The sequence below is a fragment of the Streptomyces kaniharaensis genome (genome assembly GCF_009569385.1).
In the GTDB taxonomy this organism is placed as follows: Bacteria; Actinomycetota; Actinomycetes; order Streptomycetales; family Streptomycetaceae; genus Kitasatospora; species Kitasatospora kaniharaensis.
Genome location: NZ_WBOF01000001.1, coordinates 2066066 through 2089497 on the forward strand (window position 1 = coordinate 2066066; position 23432 = coordinate 2089497).

General features: G+C 69.9%; 18 protein-coding genes and 3 rRNA genes. 10 read left to right on the forward strand and 11 right to left on the reverse strand.

Annotation, left to right across the window (positions count from 1 at the left end; genetic code table 11):
• The first annotated feature begins 132 nt into the window (after nt 1–132).
• The 6 genes from F7Q99_RS09340 (at nt 133) to F7Q99_RS42495 (ending at nt 5746) form a co-directional block, all read left to right on the forward strand.
• Nucleotides 133–1329, forward strand: coding sequence for a glycerophosphoryl diester phosphodiesterase membrane domain-containing protein (locus F7Q99_RS09340; protein WP_153460845.1), 1197 nt, complete (start codon nt 133–135; stop codon nt 1327–1329).
• Between the two features lie 5 nt (nt 1330–1334).
• Nucleotides 1335–2006: a DUF4129 domain-containing protein gene (locus F7Q99_RS09345; protein WP_153460846.1), complete on the forward strand. Its 672-nt coding sequence runs from the start codon at nt 1335–1337 to the stop codon at nt 2004–2006.
• Nucleotides 2003–3223 carry a DUF4350 domain-containing protein gene (locus F7Q99_RS09350; protein WP_153460847.1) on the forward strand — a complete coding sequence of 407 codons (1221 nt, stop codon included), beginning with the start codon at nt 2003–2005 and terminating at the stop codon, nt 3221–3223. Before F7Q99_RS09345 ends, F7Q99_RS09350 begins: the two co-directional genes overlap by 4 nt.
• A gap of 92 nt (nt 3224–3315) precedes the next feature.
• On the forward strand, nt 3316–4236 hold the full coding sequence (locus F7Q99_RS09355) for an AAA family ATPase (RefSeq protein ID WP_153465991.1): 921 nt from the start codon (nt 3316–3318) through the stop codon (nt 4234–4236).
• A gap of 40 nt (nt 4237–4276) precedes the next feature.
• Complete coding sequence (locus tag F7Q99_RS09360) at nt 4277–5587, forward strand: DUF58 domain-containing protein (protein ID WP_153460848.1); 1311 nt, start codon at nt 4277–4279, stop codon at nt 5585–5587.
• A 30-nt stretch (nt 5588–5617) separates the two neighbouring features.
• Nucleotides 5618–5746 (forward strand): hypothetical protein, encoded by a 129-nt coding sequence (locus F7Q99_RS42495; protein WP_268267538.1) that lies wholly within the window; start codon nt 5618–5620, stop codon nt 5744–5746.
• Between the two features lie 260 nt (nt 5747–6006).
• Here the strand turns inward: F7Q99_RS42495 and rrf are convergent.
• The 4 genes from rrf to F7Q99_RS09385 form a co-directional block, all read right to left on the reverse strand.
• Nucleotides 6007–6123: ribosomal RNA gene (rrf, locus tag F7Q99_RS09370) — 5S ribosomal RNA — on the reverse strand.
• Nucleotides 6124–6195: 72 nt separating this feature from the next.
• Nucleotides 6196–9315: ribosomal RNA gene (locus F7Q99_RS09375) — 23S ribosomal RNA — on the reverse strand.
• Between the two features lie 277 nt (nt 9316–9592).
• Nucleotides 9593–11116, reverse strand: a 16S ribosomal RNA gene (locus F7Q99_RS09380).
• Together the 16S, 23S and 5S rRNA genes form the textbook arrangement of a ribosomal RNA operon.
• Before the next feature lie 588 nt (nt 11117–11704).
• Complete coding sequence (locus tag F7Q99_RS09385) at nt 11705–12709, reverse strand: stage II sporulation protein M (RefSeq protein ID WP_153460849.1); 1005 nt, start codon at nt 12707–12709, stop codon at nt 11705–11707.
• Nucleotides 12710–12973: 264 nt separating this feature from the next.
• On the opposite strand from F7Q99_RS09385, the gene F7Q99_RS09390 reads away from it, so the two are divergent.
• The gene (locus F7Q99_RS09390) at nt 12974–13942 is read left to right on the forward strand and encodes an RDD family protein (RefSeq protein ID WP_153460850.1); all 969 of its coding nucleotides are present in this window, start codon (nt 12974–12976) and stop codon (nt 13940–13942) included.
• 18 nt (nt 13943–13960) lie between these two features.
• Here F7Q99_RS09390 and F7Q99_RS09395 read toward each other — a convergent pair whose 3' ends face one another.
• A complete protein-coding gene (locus F7Q99_RS09395; RefSeq protein WP_153460851.1) occupies nt 13961–14611 on the reverse strand; it encodes a hypothetical protein in 651 nt (216 codons plus the stop codon).
• A 118-nt stretch (nt 14612–14729) separates the two neighbouring features.
• Between F7Q99_RS09395 and F7Q99_RS09400 the strand changes: the two genes are divergently transcribed.
• The gene (locus tag F7Q99_RS09400; protein WP_153460852.1) at nt 14730–15245 is read left to right on the forward strand and encodes a SigE family RNA polymerase sigma factor; all 516 of its coding nucleotides are present in this window, start codon (nt 14730–14732) and stop codon (nt 15243–15245) included.
• Complete coding sequence (locus F7Q99_RS09405; RefSeq protein WP_153460853.1) at nt 15242–16318, forward strand: hypothetical protein; 1077 nt, start codon at nt 15242–15244, stop codon at nt 16316–16318. The genes F7Q99_RS09400 and F7Q99_RS09405 overlap by 4 nt, the downstream gene beginning before the upstream one ends.
• A 78-nt stretch (nt 16319–16396) precedes the next feature.
• Here F7Q99_RS09405 and ahcY read toward each other — a convergent pair whose 3' ends face one another.
• The 6 genes from ahcY to F7Q99_RS09435 form a co-directional block, all read right to left on the reverse strand.
• Nucleotides 16397–17845: an adenosylhomocysteinase gene (ahcY, locus tag F7Q99_RS09410; protein WP_153460854.1), complete on the reverse strand. Its 1449-nt coding sequence runs from the start codon at nt 17843–17845 to the stop codon at nt 16397–16399.
• Between the two features lie 264 nt (nt 17846–18109).
• Nucleotides 18110–19087, reverse strand: coding sequence for a cation diffusion facilitator family transporter (locus F7Q99_RS09415; protein WP_153460855.1), 978 nt, complete (start codon nt 19085–19087; stop codon nt 18110–18112).
• A 76-nt stretch (nt 19088–19163) separates the two neighbouring features.
• Complete coding sequence (locus tag F7Q99_RS09420) at nt 19164–20411, reverse strand: SIS domain-containing protein (RefSeq protein ID WP_153460856.1); 1248 nt, start codon at nt 20409–20411, stop codon at nt 19164–19166.
• A gap of 86 nt (nt 20412–20497) precedes the next feature.
• Nucleotides 20498–20680: a Trm112 family protein gene (locus tag F7Q99_RS09425; RefSeq protein ID WP_153460857.1), complete on the reverse strand. Its 183-nt coding sequence runs from the start codon at nt 20678–20680 to the stop codon at nt 20498–20500.
• A gap of 100 nt (nt 20681–20780) precedes the next feature.
• On the reverse strand, nt 20781–22166 hold the full coding sequence (locus tag F7Q99_RS09430) for a phosphomannomutase/phosphoglucomutase (protein WP_326846463.1): 1386 nt from the start codon (nt 22164–22166) through the stop codon (nt 20781–20783).
• Nucleotides 22167–22331: 165 nt separating this feature from the next.
• A complete protein-coding gene (locus tag F7Q99_RS09435; RefSeq protein WP_280686050.1) occupies nt 22332–22697 on the reverse strand; it encodes a DUF3499 domain-containing protein in 366 nt (121 codons plus the stop codon).
• A gap of 231 nt (nt 22698–22928) precedes the next feature.
• On the opposite strand from F7Q99_RS09435, the gene F7Q99_RS09440 reads away from it, so the two are divergent.
• Complete coding sequence (locus F7Q99_RS09440) at nt 22929–23381, forward strand: metallopeptidase family protein (RefSeq protein ID WP_153460858.1); 453 nt, start codon at nt 22929–22931, stop codon at nt 23379–23381.
• Nucleotides 23382–23432: the final 51 nt, after the last annotated feature.

The window sequence follows — 23432 nt, forward strand, 5'->3', positions numbered from 1 at the left end:
CGTGACACCCCTGTTTCCGTTCAGGAACCGGATACCCCTGGGGCCTGTCCGCGCCCCATGGCACGATGGGCGCTGCGTGCGGGTGAAAGATCACCCGGAACCGCGCCCCAGGACGCCCTCCGAGGAGCAGTGATGACCGACACTCCGGGCTGGGCCTCGCCCAGCTCGTCCGAGCCGCCCCGCGACGACACCCGGCCCCCGGCCGACGCGTCCGCCGCCGTGCCCGGGCAGTCGGCACCGCCACAGGGCGCCCCCGTCCCACCCCCGGGGTGGGGCGGCCCGCACGTCCCGCCCGCCCAGCCCGGCTGGGGCGGCCCGCAGGGCCCGTACGGACCGTACGGCCAGCCCCCGTACGGCTGGGGCCCGCCGCCGAGCCCCAAGCCCGGCATCATCCCGCTGCGCCCGCTCGGCCTCGGCGAACTCCTCGACGGCTCCGTCGCCACCATCCGCAAGCACTGGCGCACCGCGCTCAGCCTCTCGCTGGGCATCGCCGTGCTCCAGCAGGCCGGCGGCATCGGCGCCGAACTGCTGGTCGGCGGCAAGACCGGCGACTTCACCTCGGTCCTGGTCTCGCTGGTCAGCCTGCCCGTCGACCTGCTGCTCGGCGTCATCGCGACCGCGCTGCTGACCGTGGTCGTCAGCCGCGCCATCCTCGGGCAGTCCGTGACCATACGGGAGGCCTGGCGCGACGCCCGCCCCCGCATGCTCCAGCTGCTCGGGCTGACGCTGCTCACCGCGCTGATCGTCGGCGGCGTCACCCTGCTCGGCTTCGCCCCGCTGATCGGCTACGCCGTGGCCGGCGCGGCCCAGCCGGCGATCATCGGCCTGCTGGTGATCGTCGGCCTGCTGAGCCTCCCGGCCGCCGTCTGGCTCTGGATCCGGCTCAGCCTCGCCGCGCCCGCCCTGATGCTGGAGAAGCAGGGCGTCATGACGGCGCTGTCCCGCTCCCGCCGGCTGGTCCGCGGCGAGTGGTGGCGGATCTTCGGCATCACCCTGCTCAGCCAGCTGATCGCCTTCGTCGTCTCGTGCGTCATCGCCATCCCGTTCACGACGGTCGGCCTGGTGCTCGGCCTCGGCGACCTCCAGCGGCAGGTCGCGAGCGGCGGTGCTGGGCTGCCCATGGCGATGCTGATCACCACGGCGATCGCCGGGGTCATCTCCGCCACCCTCACCATCCCCTTCACCGCCGGCATCGGCGTGCTGCTCTACGTCGACCAGCGCATCCGCCGCGAGGCCCTGGACATCGAGCTCGCCCGCGCCGCCGGGCTGCCCGAATACGGCGGCACCGGCTGGAGCGGCCAGTCCGGCCCCAACCCGACGAAGCTCTGAGCCGCATGCCTATCTGGGGGGACAGGCTTCTCGCCGCGGGCGGCGCCCCGGTCACCGTCCCACGTGACCCGGCGCGCGACGCCGCCCGCGACGAGCTGCTCAACGCCGACTACCACCGGCACGACCCGAGCCTCCTGCAACGGGTCCTCGACTGGGTGAACCAGCACCTCACCGACGCGCTCAGCACCCTCTCCGGCGGCGGCACCAGCGGCACCACCGGCCTGATCTTCTTCCTGGTCGTGGCCGTCCTGATCGCCGCCGGAGTCTGGTGGCGCCTCGGCGCGCCCAAGCGGGCCGCCCGCACCGTCCTCGGCGTCTACGGCACCGACGGACCGCGCACCGCCGACCAGCACCGCGCCGACGCCGACCGGCACGCCGCCGCCGGCCGCTGGGCCGACGCCGTCCGCGAACAGATGCGCGCGCTGGTCCGCGCCCTGGAGGAACGCACCCTGCTCGACGTCCGCCCCGGCCGCACCGCAGACGAGGCCGCCGCCGAGGCCGGCCGGGCCCTGCCCGAGCACGCCACCGCGCTGGCCGCCGCCGCCCGCACCTTCGACGACATCGCCTTCGGCGAGCGCACCGCCGACCAGGCCGCGTACGAGTCGCTGCGCGACCTCGACCGGGCCCTGGAACGCACCCGCCCGACCCTCGCTCCGGCCCCGGGAGGCGCGGCATGACCAGCACCGCCCCCGCCCCCGCCGTCGACCGGGCCCCCTCGGGCATCGTCAGCCCCAGCAGCCTGGCGCCCACCGGGCGCAGCCTCTGGCGCCGCGCCCGCTGGTACCTGCTCGCCGTCGCGTTCCTCCTGCTCGGCGCCGTCGTCGTGGCCGGCCTCAGCCAGGAGCACCGCTACCCGCCGCTCGACCCGCGCTCATACGACCAGGACGGCGCCCACGCCGTCATCGCGCTGCTCGAACAGCGCGGCGTCACCACCAGCCTCACCACCGACGCCACCGGCCGTCCCACCGGCGCCGACACCCTGGTCATCCCCGAGCCCGACCTGCTCAGCGCCGCCGAACTGCGCGCCGTCGCCGCCGCCCGGCACACCCGGCTGGTCCTCGTCGCCCCCGGCCCGGCCGCCCTCAGCGCGCTCGCTCCCGGCATCCGCCCCGCCGACGAGCACCCCGCCTCGTCGTACGCCTCCGTCCGCAGCACCGCCCCGCAGTGCTCGCTCGCCGAAGCCACCCGGGCCGGCAGCGCCCACCTCGGCGGGCAGCTCTACACCAGCGGCAGCCGCGGCGAGGGCTGCTACCCGCACAACCACGGCTTCTCGCTGGTCAGCACCCGCACCCAGGGCGGCGACGTGATCGTGCTCGGCAGCGGCGACCTCCTCCAGAACCAGCTGCTCGCCAAGGACGGCAACGCCTCCCTCGCCCTCGGCCTGCTCGGCTCCCAGCCCCACCTCACCTGGCACCTGCCCGACTACGGCTCGCCGATCGCCGAGAACACCCACCGCAAGAACCCCACCGACTACATCCCGGCCGGCTGGCGCTGGGCCACCCTCCAACTCGCGATCGCCGCCGCCCTGGCCGCCCTCTGGCGCGGCCGCCGCCTCGGCCCGGTGATCAGCGAGAACCTGCCCGTCGTGGTCCGCGCCGCCGAGACCACCGAAGGCCGCGCCCGGCTCTACCACCGCGCCAAGGCCCGCGGCCGCGCCGCCCAGGCCCTGCGCCGCGCCACCGCCCACCGCCTCGCCCCCGCCCTGGGCGTCCCGCTCAGGGCGGGAGCAGCCGACCCCGACGCACTCTGCGCAGCCGTCGCCGACCGCCTCGCCGCGCGCCCCGCCGCGGACGTACGGGCCCTCCTGTACGGCCCCGACCCGACCGACGACGCCGCGCTGCTGCGGCTCGCCGACGACCTCGACGCCCTCGAAAGGCAGGTACGGAAGCCGTGACCGAACAGGCCACCGCCCCGCTCCACACCACCCCCGGCACGGCACCCGCCACCCCCGGCACCACCACCGACCCGCGCGAGGCGCTCACCGCCCTGCGCGCGGAGATCGGCAAGGCCGTGGTCGGCCAGGACGCCGCCGTCACCGGCGTCGTCGTGGCCCTGCTCTGCGGCGGCCACGTGCTGCTGGAGGGCGTTCCCGGCGTCGCCAAGACCCTGCTGATCCGCACCCTCTCCACCGCGCTCAGCCTGGAGACCAAGCGCATCCAGTTCACCCCCGACCTGATGCCCGGCGACGTCACCGGCTCCCTCGTCTACGACGCCCGCACCGCCGAGTTCTCCTTCCAGCCCGGCCCGGTCTTCACCAACCTGCTGCTCGCCGACGAGATCAACCGCACCCCGCCGAAGACCCAGGCCTCCCTGCTGGAGGCCATGGAGGAGCGCCAGGTCACCGTCGACGGCGAGCCGCGCGCGCTGCCCGTCCCCTTCCTGGTCGCCGCCACCCAGAACCCCGTCGAGTACGAGGGCACCTACCCGCTGCCCGAGGCCCAGCTCGACCGCTTCCTGCTCAAGCTGATCCTGCCGCTGCCCGACCGCGACCAGGAGTTCCAGGTCCTCTCCCGGCACGCCGCCGGCTTCGACCCCCGCGACCTCACCGCCGCCGGCGTCCGCCCCGTCGCCGGGCCCGAGCACATCGCCGCCGCCCGCGAGCAGATCGCCGCGCTGACCGTCTCCCCCGAGGTCCTCGCCTACATCGTCGACCTCTGCCGGGCCACCCGGCAGTCCCCGTCGCTGTCCATCGGCGTCTCCCCGCGCGGCGCCACCGCCCTGCTCGCCGCCTCCCGCGCGTGGGCCTGGCTGGCCGGCCGCGACTACGTCACCCCGGACGACGTCAAGGCGCTCGCCCTGCCGACCCTGCGGCACCGCGTCGCGCTGCGCGCCGAGGCCGAGATGGAGGGCGTCACCGCCGACTCCGTCATCCAGGCCGTGCTCGCCCAGACGCCCGCCCCCCGCTGACCCACCGCACCCGTCCCGGGTACCCGAAGGAGCGCACCACATGGCCCTCACCGGGCGAACCGCCCTGATCGCCGCGCTCGGCGCGCTCGTCGTGGGCCTGCTGCTGCCGTCCTGGGCCGGGATCGGCACCGTCACCGGCGCCGTCCTGCTCGCCGTCGTCGTCGACCTGGTGCTCGCCGCCCCCGTCCGCGGCCTCGCGCTCGGCCGGGGCGGCGCCACCACCGTCCGGCTCGGGGAGCCCGCGACCGTCGAACTGACCGTCACCAACCCCTCCGGACGCCTCCTCCGCGCCCAACTCCGAGACGCCTGGGCCCCGTCCGCCTGGCGACCCGGCACCGCCACCGCCGCCTCCCGGCACACCCTGCGCATCCCCGGGGGCGAACGACGCCGCGCCACCACCGTCCTCGCCCCGACCCGCCGCGGCGACCACCACGCCCACCAGGTGACGATCCGTTCCCTCGGCCCGCTCGGCCTGGCCGGCCGTCAGGGCTCCCACCTCGCCCCCTGGACGGTCCGCGCGCTGCCCCCTTTCGCCAGCCGCAAGCACCTGCCCTCCCGGCTCGCCCGGCTGCGCGAACTCGACGGCCGCACCTCGGTGCTGACCCGCGGCCAGGGCACCGAGTTCGACTCCCTGCGCGAGTACCTGCCCGGCGACGACGTCCGCTCCATCGACTGGCGCGCCAGCGCCCGCCGGCACACCGTCGCCGTCCGCACCTGGCGGCCCGAACGCGACCGGCACATCCTCATCGTCCTCGACACCGGCCGCACCTCCGCCGGCCGAGTCGGCGACGCACCCCGCCTCGACGCCGCACTCGACGCCGCCCTGCTGCTCACCGCCCTCGCCACCCGCGCCGGCGACCGCGTCGACCTGCTCGCCCACGACCTCCGCCAGCGCGCCTCGGTAGCGGGCCGCTCCCCCAGCGAGATCCTGCCCGCCTTCACCAACGCGATGGCCCTCCTGGAGCCCGCGCTCCACGAGACCGACATGCGCTCGCTGGTCGCCACCGCCCTGAAGATGGCGCCGCACCGCTCCCTGATCGTCCTGCTCACCGGTCTCGACGCGGGCCCCGTCGAAGAGGGCCTGCTCCCGCTGCTCCCGCAGCTCGTCAAGCGTCACGAGGTCGTCCTGGCCTCCGTCGCCGATCCGCACCTCGACGTTCTCGCCGCCGGCCGCGGCACCGTCGAGGCCGTCTACGGCGCCGCCGCAGCCGAGCAGACCCGCGCCGACCGTCGCCACACCGCCGACCGCCTCACCGGCTGCGGCGTCACCGTCCTCGACGCCCCACCCGCGAAGCTCGCCCCCGCTCTTGCCGACACCTACCTCGCCCTCAAGGCCGCCGGCCGCCTCTGAGCTCCCCTGAAAGACGAAAGGGCACCTCATGTGAGGTGCCCTTACACCGCCGACCGCCTCACCGGCTGCGGCGTCACCGTCCTCGACGCCCCACCCGCGAAGCTCGCCCCCGCTCTTGCCGACACCTACCTCGCCCTCAAGGCCGCCGGCCGCCTCTGAGCTCCCCTGAAAGACGAAAGGGCACCTCATGTGAGGTGCCCTTTGTCGTGGCGTGAAACGCTCCTGAGGAGCTGCGGGAATCAGGCCTGCACCCCCCCTCCCCAGCCCTGTTCGGACGTCGGAGAGGGGCCCTGTAGGCCCTTCTCAGGGCCCTGTAATTCACCCGTCCTCGCGACATGCTGACGCACGGCAGCATGTCGCACAGCAGGAAACGCGAAGAACCCCCATCCGGAATCGGATGGGGGTTCTTCTGAATAATTGTTCGGCGGCGTCCTACTCTCCCACAGGGTCCCCCCTGCAGTACCATCGGCGCTGTAAGGCTTAGCTTCCGGGTTCGGAATGTAACCGGGCGTTTCCCTCACGCTATGACCACCGAAACACTATGAAACTATTCGACCCGCCGACAGGGCAGTCGTTGTTTCAGAACAACACAGTGGACGCGAGCAACTGAGGACAAGCCCTCGGCCTATTAGTACCGGTCAACTCCACCCCTCACAGGGCTTCCATATCCGGCCTATCAACCCAGTCGTCTACTGGGAGCCTTACCCTCTCAAGGAGGTGGGAGTGCTCATCTCGAAGCAGGCTTCCCGCTTAGATGCTTTCAGCGGTTATCCCTCCCGAACGTAGCCAACCAGCCATGCCCTTGGCAGAACAACTGGCACACCAGAGGTTCGTCCGTCCCGGTCCTCTCGTACTAGGGACAGCCCTTCTCAACACTCCTACGCGCACAGCGGATAGGGACCGAACTGTCTCACGACGTTCTAAACCCAGCTCGCGTACCGCTTTAATGGGCGAACAGCCCAACCCTTGGGACCTACTCCAGCCCCAGGATGCGACGAGCCGACATCGAGGTGCCAAACCATCCCGTCGATATGGACTCTTGGGGAAGATCAGCCTGTTATCCCCGGGGTACCTTTTATCCGTTGAGCGACGGCGCTTCCACAAGCCACCGCCGGATCACTAGTCCCTACTTTCGTACCTGCTCGACCCGTCAGTCTCACAGTCAAGCTCCCTTGTGCACTTACACTCAACACCTGATTGCCAACCAGGCTGAGGGAACCTTTGGGCGCCTCCGTTACCCTTTAGGAGGCAACCGCCCCAGTTAAACTACCCACCAGACACTGTCCCTGATCCGGATCACGGACCCAGGTTAGACATCCAGCACGACCAGAGTGGTATTTCAACGACGACTCCACAACAACTGGCGTTGCCGCTTCACAGTCTCCCACCTATCCTACACAAGCCGAACCGAACACCAATATCAAGCTATAGTAAAGGTCCCGGGGTCTTTCCGTCCTGCTGCGCGAAACGAGCATCTTTACTCGTAATGCAATTTCACCGGGCCTATGGTTGAGACAGTCGAGAAGTCGTTACGCCATTCGTGCAGGTCGGAACTTACCCGACAAGGAATTTCGCTACCTTAGGATGGTTATAGTTACCACCGCCGTTTACTGGCGCTTAAGTTCTCAGCTTCGCCCCACCGAAATGGAGCTAACCGGTCCCCTTAACGTTCCAGCACCGGGCAGGCGTCAGTCCGTATACATCGCCTTACGGCTTCGCACGGACCTGTGTTTTTAGTAAACAGTCGCTTCTCGCTGGTCTCTGCGGCCACCCCCAGCTCAAGCAGCAAGTGCTATCACCAGGAATGGCCCCCCTTCTCCCGAAGTTACGGGGGCATTTTGCCGAGTTCCTTAACCATAGTTCACCCGAACGCCTCGGTATTCTCTACCTGACCACCTGAGTCGGTTTGGGGTACGGGCCGCCATGAAACTCGCTAGAGGCTTTTCTCGACAGCATAGGATCATCCACTTCACCACAATCGGCTCGGCATCAGGTCTCAGGCTACGTGTTGCGCGGATTTGCCTACGCAACGCCCTACACCCTTACCCCGGGACAACCACCGCCCGGGCTGGACTACCTTCCTGCGTCACCCCATCGCTCACCTACTACAGACTTGGATCAGCGGCTCCACCACTCCCCTTCACCCGAAGGATCCAGGACGGCTTCACGGCCTTAGCATCACCTGGTTCAGCGTTGGCGCTTCAAAGCGGGTACGGGAATATCAACCCGTTGTCCATCGACTACGCCTGTCGGCCTCGCCTTAGGTCCCGACTTACCCTGGGCAGATCAGCTTGACCCAGGAACCCTTGGTCAATCGGCGCAAGAGTTTCCCACTCTTGTATCGCTACTCATGCCTGCATTCTCACTCGTATACCGTCCACGACTGGTTTCCACCGCCGCTTCACCCGGCACACGACGCTCCCCTACCCATCACAGCAGGCGTTGGCCCTTATGCTGCAATGACACGACTTCGGTGATGTGCTTGAGCCCCGCTACATTGTCGGCGCGGAATCACTTGACCAGTGAGCTATTACGCACTCTTTCAAGGGTGGCTGCTTCTAAGCCAACCTCCTGGTTGTCTCTGCGACTCCACATCCTTTCCCACTTAGCACACGCTTAGGGACCTTAGTCGGTGTTCTGGGCTGTTTCCCTCTCGACCATGGAGCTTATCCCCCACAGTCTCACTGCCACGCTCTCACTTACCGGCATTCGGAGTTTGGCTAAGGTCAGTAACCCGGTAAGGCCCATCGCCTATCCAGTGCTCTACCTCCGGCAAGAAACACGTGACGCTGCACCTAAATGCATTTCGGGGAGAACCAGCTATCACGGAGTTTGATTGGCCTTTCACCCCTAACCACAGGTCATCCCCCAGGTTTTCAACCCTGGTGGGTTCGGTCCTCCACACGGTCTTACCCGCGCTTCAACCTGCCCATGGCTAGATCACTCCGCTTCGGGTCTTGGGCATGCAACTCAAACGCCCTATTCGGACTCGCTTTCGCTACGGCTACCCCACACGGGTTAACCTCGCTACACACCGCAAACTCGCAGGCTCATTCTTCAAAAGGCACGCAGTCACGGCCCACCAGCAAGCTGATGAACGACGCTCCCACGGCTTGTAGGCACACGGTTTCAGGTACTATTTCACTCCGCTCCCGCGGTACTTTTCACCATTCCCTCACGGTACTATCCGCTATCGGTCACTAGGGAATATTTAGGCTTAGCGGGTGGTCCCGCCAGATTCACACGGGATTTCTCGGGCCCCGTGCTACTTGGGAGATGAGCAAGCAAGCCGTACAGATTTCGTCTACGGGGGTCTTACCCTCTACGCCGGACCTTTCGCATGTCCTTCGACTACCCATACGGTTTCTGACTCGCCCAGCCGCCGGCAGACGACTGAAGCTCATTCCCACAACCCCGCATTGGCAACCCCTGCCGGGTCTCACACCAAAACGGTTTAGCCTCATCCAGTTTCGCTCGCCACTACTCCCGGAATCACGGTTGTTTTCTCTTCCTGCGGGTACTGAGATGTTTCACTTCCCCGCGTTCCCTCCACACTGCCTATGTGTTCAGCAGCGGGTGACAGCCCATGACGACTGCCGGGTTTCCCCATTCGGACACCCCCGGATCAAAGCTCGGTTGACAGCTCCCCGGGGCCTATCGCGGCCTCCCACGTCCTTCATCGGTTCCTAGTGCCAAGGCATCCACCGTGCGCCCTTAAAAACTTGGCCACAGATGCTCGCGTCCACTGTGCAGTTCTCAAACAACGACCAGTCACCCACCCTCAACAACCCAACCGGGCTGCCTCAAGTGAGGCCGGCAACCACTGAGACAACGTTTCCGTTCCCTCAGGACCCAACAACGTGCCCGACACAGCCGATCCCGGACCGCGTTCCACGCCCGAAGGCAGTACTAACGTCCAATCTCTCACTGTGCCGAATAGTCAACGTTCCACCCATGAGCAACCGTGCAGGACACTCGCCTGCAACCGGCATAAATGCTCCTTAGAAAGGAGGTGATCCAGCCGCACCTTCCGGTACGGCTACCTTGTTACGACTTCGTCCCAATCGCTGGTCCCACCTTCGACGGCTCCTCCCCTTACGGGTTAGGCCACCGGCTTCGGGTGTTACCGACTTTCGTGACGTGACGGGCGGTGTGTACAAGGCCCGGGAACGTATTCACCGCAGCATGCTGATCTGCGATTACTAGCAACTCCAACTTCATGGGGTCGAGTTGCAGACCCCAATCCGAACTGAGGCCGGCTTTTTGGGATTCGCTCCGCCTCACGGCATCGCAGCCCTTTGTACCGACCATTGTAGCACGTGTGCAGCCCAAGACATAAGGGGCATGATGATTTGACGTCGTCCCCACCTTCCTCCGAGTTGACCCCGGCAGTCTCCTGTGAGTCCCCATCACCCCGAAAGGCATGCTGGCAACACAGAACAAGGGTTGCGCTCGTTGCGGGACTTAACCCAACATCTCACGACACGAGCTGACGACAACCATGCACCACCTGTATACCGACCACAAGGGGGACCGTGTCTCCACGGTTTTCCGGCATATGTCAAGCCTTGGTAAGGTTCTTCGCGTTGCGTCGAATTAAGCCACATGCTCCGCTGCTTGTGCGGGCCCCCGTCAATTCCTTTGAGTTTTAGCCTTGCGGCCGTACTCCCCAGGCGGGGAACTTAATGCGTTAGCTGCGGCACCGACGACGTGGAATGTCGCCAACACCTAGTTCCCAACGTTTACGGCGTGGACTACCAGGGTATCTAATCCTGTTCGCTCCCCACGCTTTCGCTCCTCAGCGTCAGTAATGGCCCAGAGATCCGCCTTCGCCACCGGTGTTCCTCCTGATATCTGCGCATTTCACCGCTACACCAGGAATTCCGATCTCCCCTACCACACTCTAGCCTGCCCGTATCGAATGCAGACCCGGGGTTAAGCCCCGGGCTTTCACATCCGACGCGACAGGCCGCCTACGAGCTCTTTACGCCCAATAATTCCGGACAACGCTCGCACCCTACGTATTACCGCGGCTGCTGGCACGTAGTTAGCCGGTGCTTCTTCTGCAGGTACCGTCACTTGCGCTTCTTCCCTGCTGAAAGAGGTTTACAACCCGAAGGCCGTCATCCCTCACGCGGCGTCGCTGCATCAGGCTTTCGCCCATTGTGCAATATTCCCCACTGCTGCCTCCCGTAGGAGTCTGGGCCGTGTCTCAGTCCCAGTGTGGCCGGTCGCCCTCTCAGGCCGGCTACCCGTCGTCGCCTTGGTAGGCCATTACCCCACCAACAAGCTGATAGGCCGCGGGCTCATCCTGCACCGCCGGAGCTTTCCACCAACCCCCATGCGGAGGAAGGTCATATCCGGTATTAGACCCCGTTTCCAGGGCTTGTCCCAGAGTGCAGGGCAGATTGCCCACGTGTTACTCACCCGTTCGCCACTGATCCACCCCGAAGGGCTTCACCGTTCGACTTGCATGTGTTAAGCACGCCGCCAGCGTTCGTCCTGAGCCAGGATCAAACTCTCCGTGAATGTTTACCCACAGCGCTCAATTAAAAGCGCCGGGTCGACACCCGCGTTGAGCGGCACGGCAACCACCGGAATAGGGCGGCCCCGCGCACTGCGTCCTCGCTAGTGTTTATTTCAAAAGGAATCTCCAACCCCGATCAGATGACCGAGGCCGGGGATGTCAACATATCTGGCGTTGACTTTTGGCACGCTGTTGAGTTCTCAAGGAACGGACACTTCCTTCAGGCCGCCTTCCAGCGGGCCCTCCGGGCGCTTCGTTCTTTCGTGTTTCCAGCTTATCAGATCTTCGCGGCCGTTCTTACCGGCTTTGTTTCTCCGAATTTCCCGCTGGCGGGATTTCCTGCGACTTCGCCACGAAGCTTATCAAAGCTTTCGTTGTGCTCGTTCCGCGGGATTCGCTTCGTCGGAGGGCGCACATTTCGTGAAACGCGCTCGCCTCGATTCGGCGGTGTCGTAGACACTAACGCCAGGGCCCGACCGTTGTCCAGTCAGTCCCAACCGTTCAAACCTACTAGCCCGCCCCCACCACGTCAATGGTTTGGCCGGGATGCGAGAAGAGTAGCAGGTCAGGGGCCTGTTGATCACATCGGCTCAGGCGGCGACGGGCTGGAGGTCCTCCCGGTCGACCGCGTCCAGGTCGCCGGTCTCGCCGTCCCCGGCGGCCTTGCGGCCCAGCACCAGCGCGTAGAGCAGGAACGCGACCTCTGCCCCGACGCCGATCGAGATGCGTGCCCAGGTGGGCAGGCCCGACGGGGTCACGAAGGCTTCGAGGATGCCGGAGACGGCGAGCACCGTCGCCAGGCCGATGGCCATGCCGATGATGGACCGGCCCTGTTCCGCCAGAGCCGTGGCGCGAGTCCTCGGACCGGGGTCGATGATCGTCCAGCCGAGGCGCAGGCCGAGGCCGCCGGCCACGAAGACGGCGGTGAGCTCCAGCAGGCCGTGCGGGATCAGCAGGCCGAGGAAGACGTCGAGCCGCCCGGCGGAGGCCATCAGGCCGACGCCCACGCCGAGGTTGAGGACGTTCGTCCACATCACGAAGAGCACCGGAATGCCCAGGGCTATCCCGTACAGCAGGCACTGCGCGGCGATCCAGGCGTTGTTCGTCCAGACCTGCGCCGCGAAGGAGCTGGCCGGGCGGTCCGAGTAGTAGGCCTCGTACTCGCCGCCGGGCCGGGTCATCTCCCGCAGCGCCTGCGGCGTGGCCAGGCTGTTGCGGACCTCGGGGTGGGTGGCGATCCACCAGGCGACGATCACGGTGGCGATCAGCGAGACGACCGCGACCGGCAGCCACCACCGGCGCGACCGGTACAGCGCGGCCGGGAAGCTCACCACGTAGTAGCGCGCGACGTCCTGCCAGCCGCTGCTGCGGGAGCCGGTGACCGCCGCGCGAGCCCGTGAGACCAGCGCGGTCAGCCGGCCCACCAGCGTCGGGTCGGGTGCGGCGGCCTGCACCTTGGCGAGGTGGCCGGTGGCCCGCTGGTAGAGGGTGACCAGTTCGTCCGCCTCCTCCCCGCCGAGCCGGCGCTTCCGGGCGAGGGCGTCCAGCCGGTTCCACTCCCCCTGGTGGGTCGCGACGAAGACGTCCAGGTCCATTCGGCGGCTCCATGGTCGGCGCGGGGCGCGGAGCGCGCACGCGCGGGCTGGCGGGTACGTACGGACACGTGCGGGCCCAGCATGCCAGGAAGGACCGACGCCCCGGCCGTCGGGATCTCACTTCCCGTGCGAGCACTGGGCCCCGTATGTTGGCGACTGCGGATCGGACTGCACAGAGCGGGTCGCGGGGGGCCGGTCCGGGATGCGTCCCAGCACGACGTCAACGACCCCGGCGACCTCGACGAGCGGGAACGGACGGCTGTCTTGAGCGACCTGGTGACGGGCGAGGCGGTCGTCCTCGGCCTGCGCACGGCGAAGCTTCCGAGCCGGGCGCTGGCGATCGCGCTCGACCTCGCCGTGGAGTTCGCCGCTCTGCTGGTGACCACGCTGGTCCTGAGCGTCACCCTGATCGACCTCGACGGCGCGGCGATGACCGCCATCATGCTCGGCCTGACCGTCTTCTTCCTGGTCGGCGTGCCGGTGATGGTCGAGACCCTGAGTCACGGGCGTTCGCTCGGCAAGGCCGCGCTCGGTCTGCGGGTGGTGCGCGGCGACGGCGGTCCGGTCCGGTTCCGGCACTCGCTGGTGCGCGGGCTGACCGGCTTCTTCGAGCTGATCGCGCTGAGCGGCGCGCCCGCGGTGATCTGCTCGGTGGTGTCCTCGGAGGGCAAGCGGCTGGGCGACATCTTCGCCGGGACGCTGGTCGTCCGCGAGCGCGCTCCGGGCGGTAGCGGGACCGCGGTCGCGTTGCCGCCGGTGCACCCGCAGCTGCTCCAGGCGATGGGCCACGAGCTGGTCGCGCTGGACCTGTCGGCCGTCCCGGAGCCGCTCTGGCTGGCCATCCGCCAACTGCTCGGCAGGATCACGCAGTTGGACCAGGCCGTGGCCCACCAGCTGTCCACCCGGCTGGCCGCCGACCTCGCCGCCCGGACCGGCCACCCGGTGCCGGCCGGACTGCACCCGGCGGCGTACCTCGGCGCGGTGCTCACCGAGCGCCAGCGGCGCGAGTGGACGCGGGCCCAGGGGTACCTGCAGACAGCCACCCCGCAGCTGCCCGTCCAGCCGGCGCCCGTCCACCCGATGGCCGCCCCTGGCCCGACGCCGACGGCCCCGCCCACCCCGGCCCCGGCTCCTCCGACTCTGGCCACCTCGACCCCGACCGCGCCGCCCGCACCTCCCACGCCGCCCGCCGACCAGCGGCCGTCCGACATGGGCTTCGCCCCGCCCGCCTAGACCGGCCCCAGGACGGACCTAGCCCCCGAACTCCACCGGCCAGGGGTTCGGCGGCGACTCCAGTTCCTCCAGCTCGATCCCGTCGGCCGCCAGCACCACGTCCCCCGCGAGGTGCACCACCTGCTGCTCGCCGGTCTCCAGGTCCGCCACCTGGTAGCGCTCGACCACCAGCGGCCCCGAATCCGTCTGGTGCGTGTCGACGCCCTCCAGCAGCCACCCTTGGTCGAACGTGCGCGGCGCCAGCACGGGCTCGGTGAAGGCGACCAGCCGCACCCGCGCGCTCGCGCCCTCCCGCAGCCGCAGCAGCCGGGCGGTGGCGACCAGGAAGGCCGGCGAGCGGCCTGTGAACCCGTGGGCGCGGTCGTGCCCCTCCACCGCGTGCTCGCCGCCCGGGTCGGCCGCGTCCGTCCGCACCCACGCCACGCCGTCCACCGCACCCCCGCGGACCTGCCAGCCGCCCGCGCGCAGTTCCATGCGCAGCGGGCGGGCGCGCGAGTCCAGCGTGAGGTCGACGGTGCCGATCACCCGGCCGTCCGGGGCGTAGGTCTTCGAGACGTACCGCCAGCCGGCCGGCCCGGGCGCACAGCTGAAGCGTTCCTCGCCGAGCAGTTCGTGGTCGTGGCCAAGAGGGGTCGTACCTGTGTGGAGCGAGTACCGGCCGTTGGGCATGCCCGAAGCCTACGTGGACGGCCCTCACAACTCGCATGCAACGTTAGGGCCGGGTGCCCGCATTAGGGGGGTGGACGGCGCGGGAGATGCGCCGTCGAGACGACGAGAGGGGGTGCAGATGGCGAAGCAGACACGCGACGCGGAGTTCACGGAATTCGTGGCCTCCAGGAGCGGCTGGCTGCGGAAGGTCGCCTATCTGCTGTGCGGGGACTGGCACCGGGCCGACGACCTGGTCCAGGAGACGATCACCAGGCTGTACGTGAACTGGTCCAGGGCCGCAAGGATGGAGAACCTCGACGGCTACGCCCGCCGGACGCTGGTCAACGTGTTCCTGGGCGAGCAGCGCACCTCCTGGTGGCGCCGGACCGTCCGCACCGGCACCGAACCGGACGTCGCCGAGGTCACCGGCACCGACCTGGACACCTCCCTCGACCTGCGCCGCGCCCTGGCCACCCTGCCGCCGCGCCAGCGCGCCACCGTCGTGCTGCGCTACTACTGCGACCTGACGGTCGAACAGGCCGCTGAGGCTCTGGGCTGCTCCTCCGGCAACGTGAAGAGCCAGAGCTCCCGTGCCCTGGACTCCCTGCGCAGCAGGCTCACCCCCCGTCCCGCCGCCGCAGAGAGGACGCCATGACCACCAACGATCACGACCTCGCCGCCCGGCTGGCGGCTCTCGCCGACGAGTCGGCGCCGCCGCCCCGCTTCACCACCGCCACGTCCATCACCGAGGGCACCACCCGGCTGCGCCGCCGCAAGCGCGCCACGGTCGGGGCCATCGCCGCCGTGACGGTCGCGGTGGTGGCGACCACCGCCCTGCTGGCCCCCGGGGGCACTTCCGCGACCCCCGCACCGCCCGCCGCACCCACGGCGACCACCTCACCGTCCCCGTCCGCCACCCCCACCCCGACCCGGGCCGGAATCGACCCGCTGACCACCGAGGTCCACTTCGGCTGGCTGCCCGACTGGGCGGGCGGCGAGAAGGGGGTCGGTTACATCGAGAGCTACCACGGCCACGAGGCGCAGGCCCGCGCAGTCGGCCGCGACAACCCTTCGCGCATCATCGTCCGGCAGTACCCGGCCGGCTCCGAGCCGCCGATGACCACGACGGCCAACGGGAAGCTCGTCAAGGTCGATGCCGACCCGATCGACGGTCGGACGGCCTACTGGGTGGTCCCCGACGGATCCTGGCACTCCCAGCCCACGCTGCGCTGGCAGACGGCGTCGGGTCGCTGGGCCGAGATCACCGGCTACGGCAGCGATCCCGAGGACGTCACCCAGGAGGTCCTCCACAAGGCGGCCGCCGACGTGCACTTCGGTCAGTGGAACGTCCCCCTGCCGGTGCAGATCACCGGCCTGCCCGAGGCGTTCAAGGTCACCGACGCGGAGTTCACACGGCCGGACACGAACGGGTCGAACGGCTGGAGCCTGTGGCTGATGTTGCGGGACGGCGACAAGACCGTCTCGGTCGGCGTGCAGTTCGACGGGTCCCTCCCCACCCCCACCTACACCGACACGGCTGGGTCCCCCTACATCGACCCGCACCCGCCGCTGACCACCGTCCAGAACGGGCTGAACATCTCCGTCGGCGCTGGTTCCGGCGTGCCCGCCAGTCTGGAACAGCTCGGCGGCCTCCCCTGGCTGCTCTCCCACATCAAGTCCCTCGGCCCGGACGACGCCAACTGGACGACGAACGTCGTCGTCCCCTGAGTCACCCGACTCACCCGAACGCGCCGGTGGCCGGCACCCACGGGGGGTGCCGGCCACCGGCGTTCGCCTGTCACCGCATCAGTAGCGGTACTGCTCCGGCTTGTACGGGCCCTCGACCGCCACGCCGATGTAGTCGGCCTGGTCCTGGGTCAGCGTGGTCAGCTTCACGCCCAGCGCGTCCAGGTGCAGACGGGCGACCTTCTCGTCCAGGTGCTTCGGCAGCACGTACACGCCGATCGGGTACTGCTCGGTCTTCGTGAACAGCTCGATCTGCGCGATCGTCTGGTTCGCGAACGAGTTCGACATCACGAACGACGGGTGGCCGGTCGCGTTGCCCAGATTCAGCAGACGACCCTCCGACAGCACGATGATCGTGCGGCCGTCGGCCTTGCGCCACTCGTGCACCTGCGGCTTGACCTCGGTCTTCACCACACCCGGCAGCTTCGCCAGACCGGCCATGTCGATCTCGTTGTCGAAGTGGCCGATGTTGCCCACGATCGCCTGGTGCTTCATCCGCTCCATGTGGGAGGCCAGGATGATGTCCTTGTTGCCCGTGGTGGTGATGAAGATGTCGGCGGTCTCGACGACCTCCTCCAGGGTGGTGACCTGGTAACCGTCCATCGCCGCCTGCAGCGCGCAGATCGGGTCGATCTCGGTGACGATCACGCGCGCGCCCTGGCCGCGCAGCGACTCCGCGCAGCCCTTGCCCACGTCACCGTAGCCGCAGACGACCGCGACCTTGCCGCCGATCAGCACGTCGGTGGCGCGGTTGATGCCGTCGATCAGCGAGTGCCGGCAGCCGTACTTGTTGTCGAACTTCGACTTGGTCACCGAGTCGTTGACGTTGATCGCCGGGAACAGCAGCTTGCCGTCACGGTGCATCTCGTACAGGCGGTGGACACCGGTGGTGGTCTCCTCGGTCACGCCCTTGATGGTGGCGGCGACCTCGGTCCACTTGTTCGGCGTGTCCTTCAGGGTGCGGTTCAGCAGCTCCAGGATGATCCGGAACTCGTCGTTGTCCGCGGTCGACGGGTCCGGCGCGGCGCCGGCCTTCTCGAACTCGACGCCCTTGTGGATCAGCAGCGTGGCGTCACCGCCGTCGTCCAGGATCATGTTCGGGGTCTTGCCGTCCGGCCAGGTCAGCGCCTGCTCGGTGCACCACCAGTACTCCTCCAGCGTCTCGCCCTTCCAGGCGAACACCGGCACACCCTGCGGGTTCTCCGGGGTGCCCTCCGGACCGACCGCGATCGCCGCGGCCGCGTGGTCCTGGGTCGAGAAGATGTTGCACGAGCACCAGCGGACCTCGGCGCCCAGCGCCGTCAGGGTCTCGATCAGCACCGCGGTCTGCACGGTCATGTGCAGCGAGCCGGTGATCCGGGCGCCGGCCAGCGGCTGCGACTGCGCGTACTCGGCGCGGATCGACATGAGGCCGGGCATCTCGTGCTCGGCCAGCTGGATCTCCTTGCGGCCGAACGGCGCCAGGGAAAGGTCGGCGACCTTGAAGTCACCGGTGATGTCGGTCGACATGCGTCTGCTCCTCGCTGATGGGGTGGGGCACGGCCAAGGTCCTGGATGTGCGTCGCAGCGCGGCGGCGCCGTACGGGTGGACGACTACGCCGGGGCTACCAGGCCCGTAGCGGACCAGGCTCCCTGTGCTCGGCACAAACCGTCGGAGGACCTCTCTCCCTCGACCGGAGCACACCCTACGGGTGCGGACCGCCGATCGACCGCCATCAGCAGCGACGTTCTGGCTCTGTGACGAATCTACACCGATGGCCCATCCGCCGGTCCCTAACGGGGGTTTTCGGGCCCGGGCCCGCCCGGGGTGGCCGCCGGGTCCTCGCCGGCCGCCGCCTTCTCGGCGCTGTAGACGTCCGGCTCCAGGTAGATCGCCCGGGCGATCGGGACGGCCGCCCGCACCCGGACCTCCGCCGCGTCGATCGCCGCCGCAACCCGGGCCGCGCTGTCCTCCGCGTTGACGGCGATCTTGGCGGCGATCAGCAGTTCCTCCGGGCCCAGGTGCAGGGTGCGCATGTGGATCACGCCGGTGACGGCGTCCCCGTCGACCAGGGCCTCGCGGATCCGCCGCACCGACTCGCGGTCGGCGGACTCGCCGAGCAGCAGCGACTTGGTCTCCAGCGCGAGCACCACGGCGATCACCACCAGCAGGACCCCGATGCACAGGGTGGCGACCCCGTCCCAGACGCCGTCGCCGGTGATGACGGTCAGTGAGACGCCGAGCAGCGCGAGCACCAGGCCGATCAGCGCGCCGGTGTCCTCCAGCAGCACCACCGGCAGTTCGGGCGCCTTCGCGGTACGGATGAACTGCACCCAGCCCTGACCGCCCTTCTCCTTCGCCGACTCGCGCATCGCGGTGAGGAAGGACCAGCCCTCCATCACGATCGCGAACAGCAGCACGCCGACCGCCCAGTACCAGGAGTCGAGCTTCTCCGGGTGGCTGACCTTGTGCCAGCCCTCGTAGATCGCGAACAGGCCGCCGACGCTGAACAGCACGATGGCCACCAGAAAGCCGTAGACGTAGCGCTCGCGGCCGTACCCGAAGGGGTGCTCCTCGTCGGCCGCCCGGCGCGCCCGCTTGCCGCCGACCAGCAGCAGCACCTGGTTGCCGGAGTCGGCGACCGAGTGCACCCCCTCGGCCAGCATCGACGAGGACCCGGTGAACCCGAAGGCGGTGAACTTGGCCGCCGCGATCGCGAGATTCGCGGACAGGGCCGCGACCAGGGCTTTGGTACCGCCTTCAGCGCTCATGGCCACACCGTAGCGGCCCCGCACACCCCGGCACACATTCCGCCTCAGGGCCCTCGGGGCCTCGGAACCGGGGGCCTCAGGACTGGGCGGCGGCGAGCCCCAGGTAGACGGCGGCGAAGTCGGTCAGCGCGACCAGGTCGGCCAGCGCGTGCAGCGGGTCGGGCCGCGCGCTGGCGTACTCGGTGAGCCGGACGTCGTGGGCGGCGGCGAGCCGGTGCGCCCGGGCGGCGCCGAAGCTGCGCGGGCCCTCGTCGCCCTCCGGCACCTCGGCCGGGCCCTGGTCCTCGTCGAGGGGGCCGCCGGCCGTGCCCGGGGTGTGCCGCAGCAGGAGCACCTGGAGGTGCAGCGGGTCCGGCTCCTCGACGCGGTCGCGGAAGAAGTCGTCCGGGTCCGCGCCCGCGCCCAGTTGGCCGGTGAACATGCCGCGGTGCGCGGTGAGCGCCTGCGGCAGCAGCCCGGCCAGCGCCGGGCGGCCCGCCCGGTCGGCGAGCTGGGCGGCGAAGCGGGCGGCGACGGCCCCGGCGACCGGCCCCTCGGCCCACAGCAGCGGGACGGTCCCGGCCAGCCGGGCGGCCAGGCCCTTGGCCGGGTTGGTGTACGCGGCGGCGTCGGGGCGGCAGCGGACGGCGCTCGCGTCCAGCAGGTCGGCGGTGGCCGGCAACGCGTCGTACGGCAGCTGGGTGAGGCCGATCTTCTGGGCGAGCGCCAGCAGCGGGGCGAGGTGGGACCAGAGCGCGGCCGGGTCCTCGGCGGGCAGGTCCGGTTCGGCGGCGGCGGCCGGTGCCTCGCCCTCGGGCAGCGCGGACGACACGTACGGCAGCGGCAACGCCCGCACCTGGAGGGCGGCATCGGCGAGCGCGCTGCCCGCAGGAGCGGTCACGACGATGGGGCAGCCGCGCGCGTAGGCCTGCTCGGCGAGGCCGATCAGGCCCCGCTCGTCGCCGTCGGCGGAGCTGATCACCAGCAGGTCGAGCGGGCCGGCCCAGCCGGGCAGCTGCCAGCCGAGCCCGGCGGTGAAGGCGGGTGGCATGCCGGCCCGGTCGGCGTGCGGGGCGGTGGCCTCGGTGGGCGGCAGCGGCGTGACCAGGCTGCCCGTGCCGGCCAGCGCGGCGAGGATGTCGCCCGCCGTCAGCGCGCTGCCGTGCCCGGCGACCAGGACGGCGCGCGGACGGCCGTCCGGGCGCAGCCGGTCGAGGCCGGCCGCGTCGGCGAGCCGCAGCGCGGTGCGGACCCGGGCGCCGGAGCCGGCCAGGGAGAGCAGGGCGCGGTCGCGGTCGGCGCGCTGGAGGGCGGCCGGGTCGTCGAGCAGGGTGTCGTCGAGCATGCGGCGGGCCTCCGACGGCTGTCCGGGGAGCGCTGGGCTGGCGGGTGGGGCTTCGCCCCCAGGGATGTGGGGCTTTGCCCCAAGGATCAGGCCGGGCGGCGGGCCTCGTCCACCAGAAGGACCGGAATGCCGTCGCGGACAGGGTACGCGAGGCCGCAGTCCGTGCCGGTGCAGACCAGCTCGGGCCGCTCCTCGCTGCCGCCCTCGGTGAGCGCGGCCCGGCACTGCGGGCAGACCAGGATCTCCAGCAGGAAGGATTCGAGCTTCATGGCGGACTCCAGACGTCGGGGGTGGCACGGCGGTGCCCCGGCCGATAGGCAACCCTACCGGCCGGGGCACCGGCCGTTCCGTTCAGGCGCGGACGGCCGCTCAGGCGCGGACGATCGCGAGGACGCCGTCGCGCAGCTCGGCCATCTTCGCCGGGTCCTTGGCCTCGACGTTGAGGCGCAGCAGCGGCTCGGTGTTGGAGGCGCGCAGGTTGAACCACCAGTCCGAGCCGGCCACGGTGAGGCCGTCCAGCTCGTCGACGGCGGCGCCCTCCAGGCCGGCGTAGGCGGCGCGGACGGCGGCGGTGCGGTCGGCCTGGTCGGCGACGGTGCTGTTGATCTCGCCGGAGGCGGCATAGCGGTCGTACTCGGCGGTGAGCTCGGACAGCGCGCCCGGCTGCCCGCCGAGGGCGGCCAGCACGTGCAGGGCGGCGAGCATGCCGGTGTCGGCGCGCCAGAAGTCGCGGAAGTAGTAGTGGGCGGAGTGCTCGCCGCCGAAGACGGCGTCGGTTACGGCCATCTCCTGCTTGATGAAGGAGTGGCCGACCCGGGTGCGCACCGGGGTGCCGCCGAGCTCGCGGACCACCTCGGGGACGGTCCAGGAGGTGATCAGGTTGTGGATGATGGTCGGCTCGGCCTCGCCGGCGGCCCGGGCGCGGGCGATCTCGCGGGCGGCGACCAGGGCGGTGATGGCGGACGGGGAGACGGGCTCGCCGCGCTCGTCGACGACGAAGCAGCGGTCGGCGTCGCCGTCGAAGGCGAGGCCGAGGTCGGCGCCGACCTCGCGGACCTTGGCCTGCAGGTCGACGATGTTCTTCGGGTCGAGCGGGTTGGCCTCGTGGTTGGGGAAGGTGCCGTCCAGCTCGAAGTACATCGGGACGAGCTCGATCGGCAGGCCGGCGAAGACGGTCGGCACGGTGTGGCCGCCCATGCCGTTGCCGGCGTCGACGGCGACCTTGAGCGGGCGGATCGCGGAGAGGTCGACCAGGCCCAGCAGGTGGTCGGCGTAGCCGCGCAGGGTGTCCTGGACGGACAGCTCGCCGGGCTTCACGTCCTTAGCGGGGACGGTGACGGTGTCGTCCTCGGCGGTCCAGGACTCGACCAGCTCGCGGATCTCGGCGAGGCCGGTGTCCTGGCCGACCGGGGCGGCACCGGCCCGGCACAGCTTGATGCCGTTGTACTGGGCCGGGTTGTGGCTGGCGGTGAACATCGCGCCGGGCAGGTCGAGCTTGCCGCTGGCGTAGTAGAGCTGGTCGGTCGAGCAGAGGCCGATCAGGACCACGTCGGCGCCGTAGGCCGCGGCGCCCTCGGCGAAGGCCCGGCTGAGCGACGGGGAGGAGGGGCGCATGTCATGGCCGACCACGATCGCGGACGCGCCGGTGACCTGCACGAACGCGGCGCCGAAGGCCCGGGACAGGCTCTCGTCCCACTGGTCCGGGACGACGCCTCGGACGTCGTACGCCTTCACGAGCTGCTTGAGGTCGCGCACTGCGGCTCCACCCTGGTCTCTGTACTGATCGGTGTGCGTGTGATCGGCGGCTGTCCGCCCCCGGTCACGATACGTCGGGTCACCACCCGTCCGGTCGACGGTGTGCGGTGACGGCCGACGGGCAGCGTACCCGGGCCGGGGAAACGTCCTGCGCCGGGTGAGGCGTCAGTTGTCGGGCGAGCGGAGGACCCGGAGGTGGCCGCGGCGGCCGCCCTCGGTGGACTCGCCCTCGGGGGCGCGGCCCTGACGGGGCGTCTGCGGGCGGGCGGCCTCGCGGACGGCGTTGGCCAGGGCCTCCAGGTCGTCGCTGCTGCGGCGCAGCGGTCCGGCCTCGGCGGCGAGCCGGACGACCTCCCAGCCGCGCGGCGCGGTGAGGCGCTCGGCGTGCTCGGCGCACAGGTCGTAGCAGTGCGGCTCGGCGTAGGTGGCGAGCGGGCCCAGGACGGCGGTGGAGTCCGCGTAGACGTACGTCAGCGTCGCGACGGCCGGCCGGCCGCACGCGGTCCGCGAACAACGACGTACAGAGCTCACGAGGGTGGACGGTACCGCACTCCTCGCCGGGGAGCGAAGACCGCCTGCCCGGCGGGTGTGCCGTGTCGCCGTCCGCGCGCTCCTGACACCGTCCTTCGCCGCACCCGGCGGGCGCTTCGCGAGGCGCGCCCCGCTCTGCTCCGGTCGCTCGGGTGCGCCCCTGCCGCCCCGGGTGATTCCCCACCGGAATGGTCCACTTCCCACCGTCCAAGGACTACCCTCGGCAGTGATATGGACAGCTCTGCACCGCAGTCATCGACGGGACCCTCGCGCCGTCCCCGGCACCGCGACCGGCACGGCAGGGGCCTGCGCGGCCCGCTGGCGCCGCCCCAGGTGCCGATCTCGCTCACCCGCTCCGAACTGTTCGACGACTACGTGCGCGAGTCGGTGGAGCGCCTCGAGCGGCGCTGGCCGCAGCTGATCGAGGTGGAGTTCGCCGTCCAGGAGGTGCCGCTGCACGAGCCGGACGGCGCGCGCAGCGAGGACGGGGTGCCGCTGGGCCGGGTGTCGCCGGGCAAGCAGGGGCGCAAGAGCCAGATCGTGGTGTACCGGCGGCCGGTGGAGATCCGGGCGAAGACCCGGGAGGACCGGGCGGCGCTGGTGCACGAGATCCTGATCGAGCAGGTGGCGGAGCTGCTGGGGCTGTCGCCGGACGCCATCGACCCGCGCTACGACGAGGACTGACGCCGTGCCGGGATGCGGCACCCGGGCCTCCGGGTGCCGCCTCCCACGGCC

Bases quoted from the DNA above. Each gene is read 5' to 3' on its own strand.
- F7Q99_RS09340 (WP_153460845.1), top strand. From the start codon at position 133: ATGACCGACACTCCGGGCTGGGCCTCGCCCAGCTCGTCCGAGCCGCCC.
- F7Q99_RS09345 (WP_153460846.1), top strand. From the start codon at position 1,335: ATGCCTATCTGGGGGGACAGGCTTCTCGCCGCGGGCGGCGCCCCGGTC.
- F7Q99_RS09350 (WP_153460847.1), top strand. From the start codon at position 2,003: ATGACCAGCACCGCCCCCGCCCCCGCCGTCGACCGGGCCCCCTCGGGC.
- F7Q99_RS09360 (WP_153460848.1), top strand. From the start codon at position 4,277: ATGGCCCTCACCGGGCGAACCGCCCTGATCGCCGCGCTCGGCGCGCTC.
- F7Q99_RS09385 (WP_153460849.1), bottom strand. From the start codon at position 12,709: ATGGACCTGGACGTCTTCGTCGCGACCCACCAGGGGGAGTGGAACCGG.
- F7Q99_RS09395 (WP_153460851.1), bottom strand. From the start codon at position 14,611: ATGCCCAACGGCCGGTACTCGCTCCACACAGGTACGACCCCTCTTGGC.
- F7Q99_RS09400 (WP_153460852.1), top strand. From the start codon at position 14,730: ATGGCGAAGCAGACACGCGACGCGGAGTTCACGGAATTCGTGGCCTCC.
- F7Q99_RS09405 (WP_153460853.1), top strand. From the start codon at position 15,242: ATGACCACCAACGATCACGACCTCGCCGCCCGGCTGGCGGCTCTCGCC.
- ahcY (WP_153460854.1), bottom strand. From the start codon at position 17,845: ATGTCGACCGACATCACCGGTGACTTCAAGGTCGCCGACCTTTCCCTG.
- F7Q99_RS09415 (WP_153460855.1), bottom strand. From the start codon at position 19,087: ATGAGCGCTGAAGGCGGTACCAAAGCCCTGGTCGCGGCCCTGTCCGCG.
- F7Q99_RS09420 (WP_153460856.1), bottom strand. From the start codon at position 20,411: ATGCTCGACGACACCCTGCTCGACGACCCGGCCGCCCTCCAGCGCGCC.
- F7Q99_RS09425 (WP_153460857.1), bottom strand. From the start codon at position 20,680: ATGAAGCTCGAATCCTTCCTGCTGGAGATCCTGGTCTGCCCGCAGTGC.
- F7Q99_RS09440 (WP_153460858.1), top strand. From the start codon at position 22,929: ATGGACAGCTCTGCACCGCAGTCATCGACGGGACCCTCGCGCCGTCCC.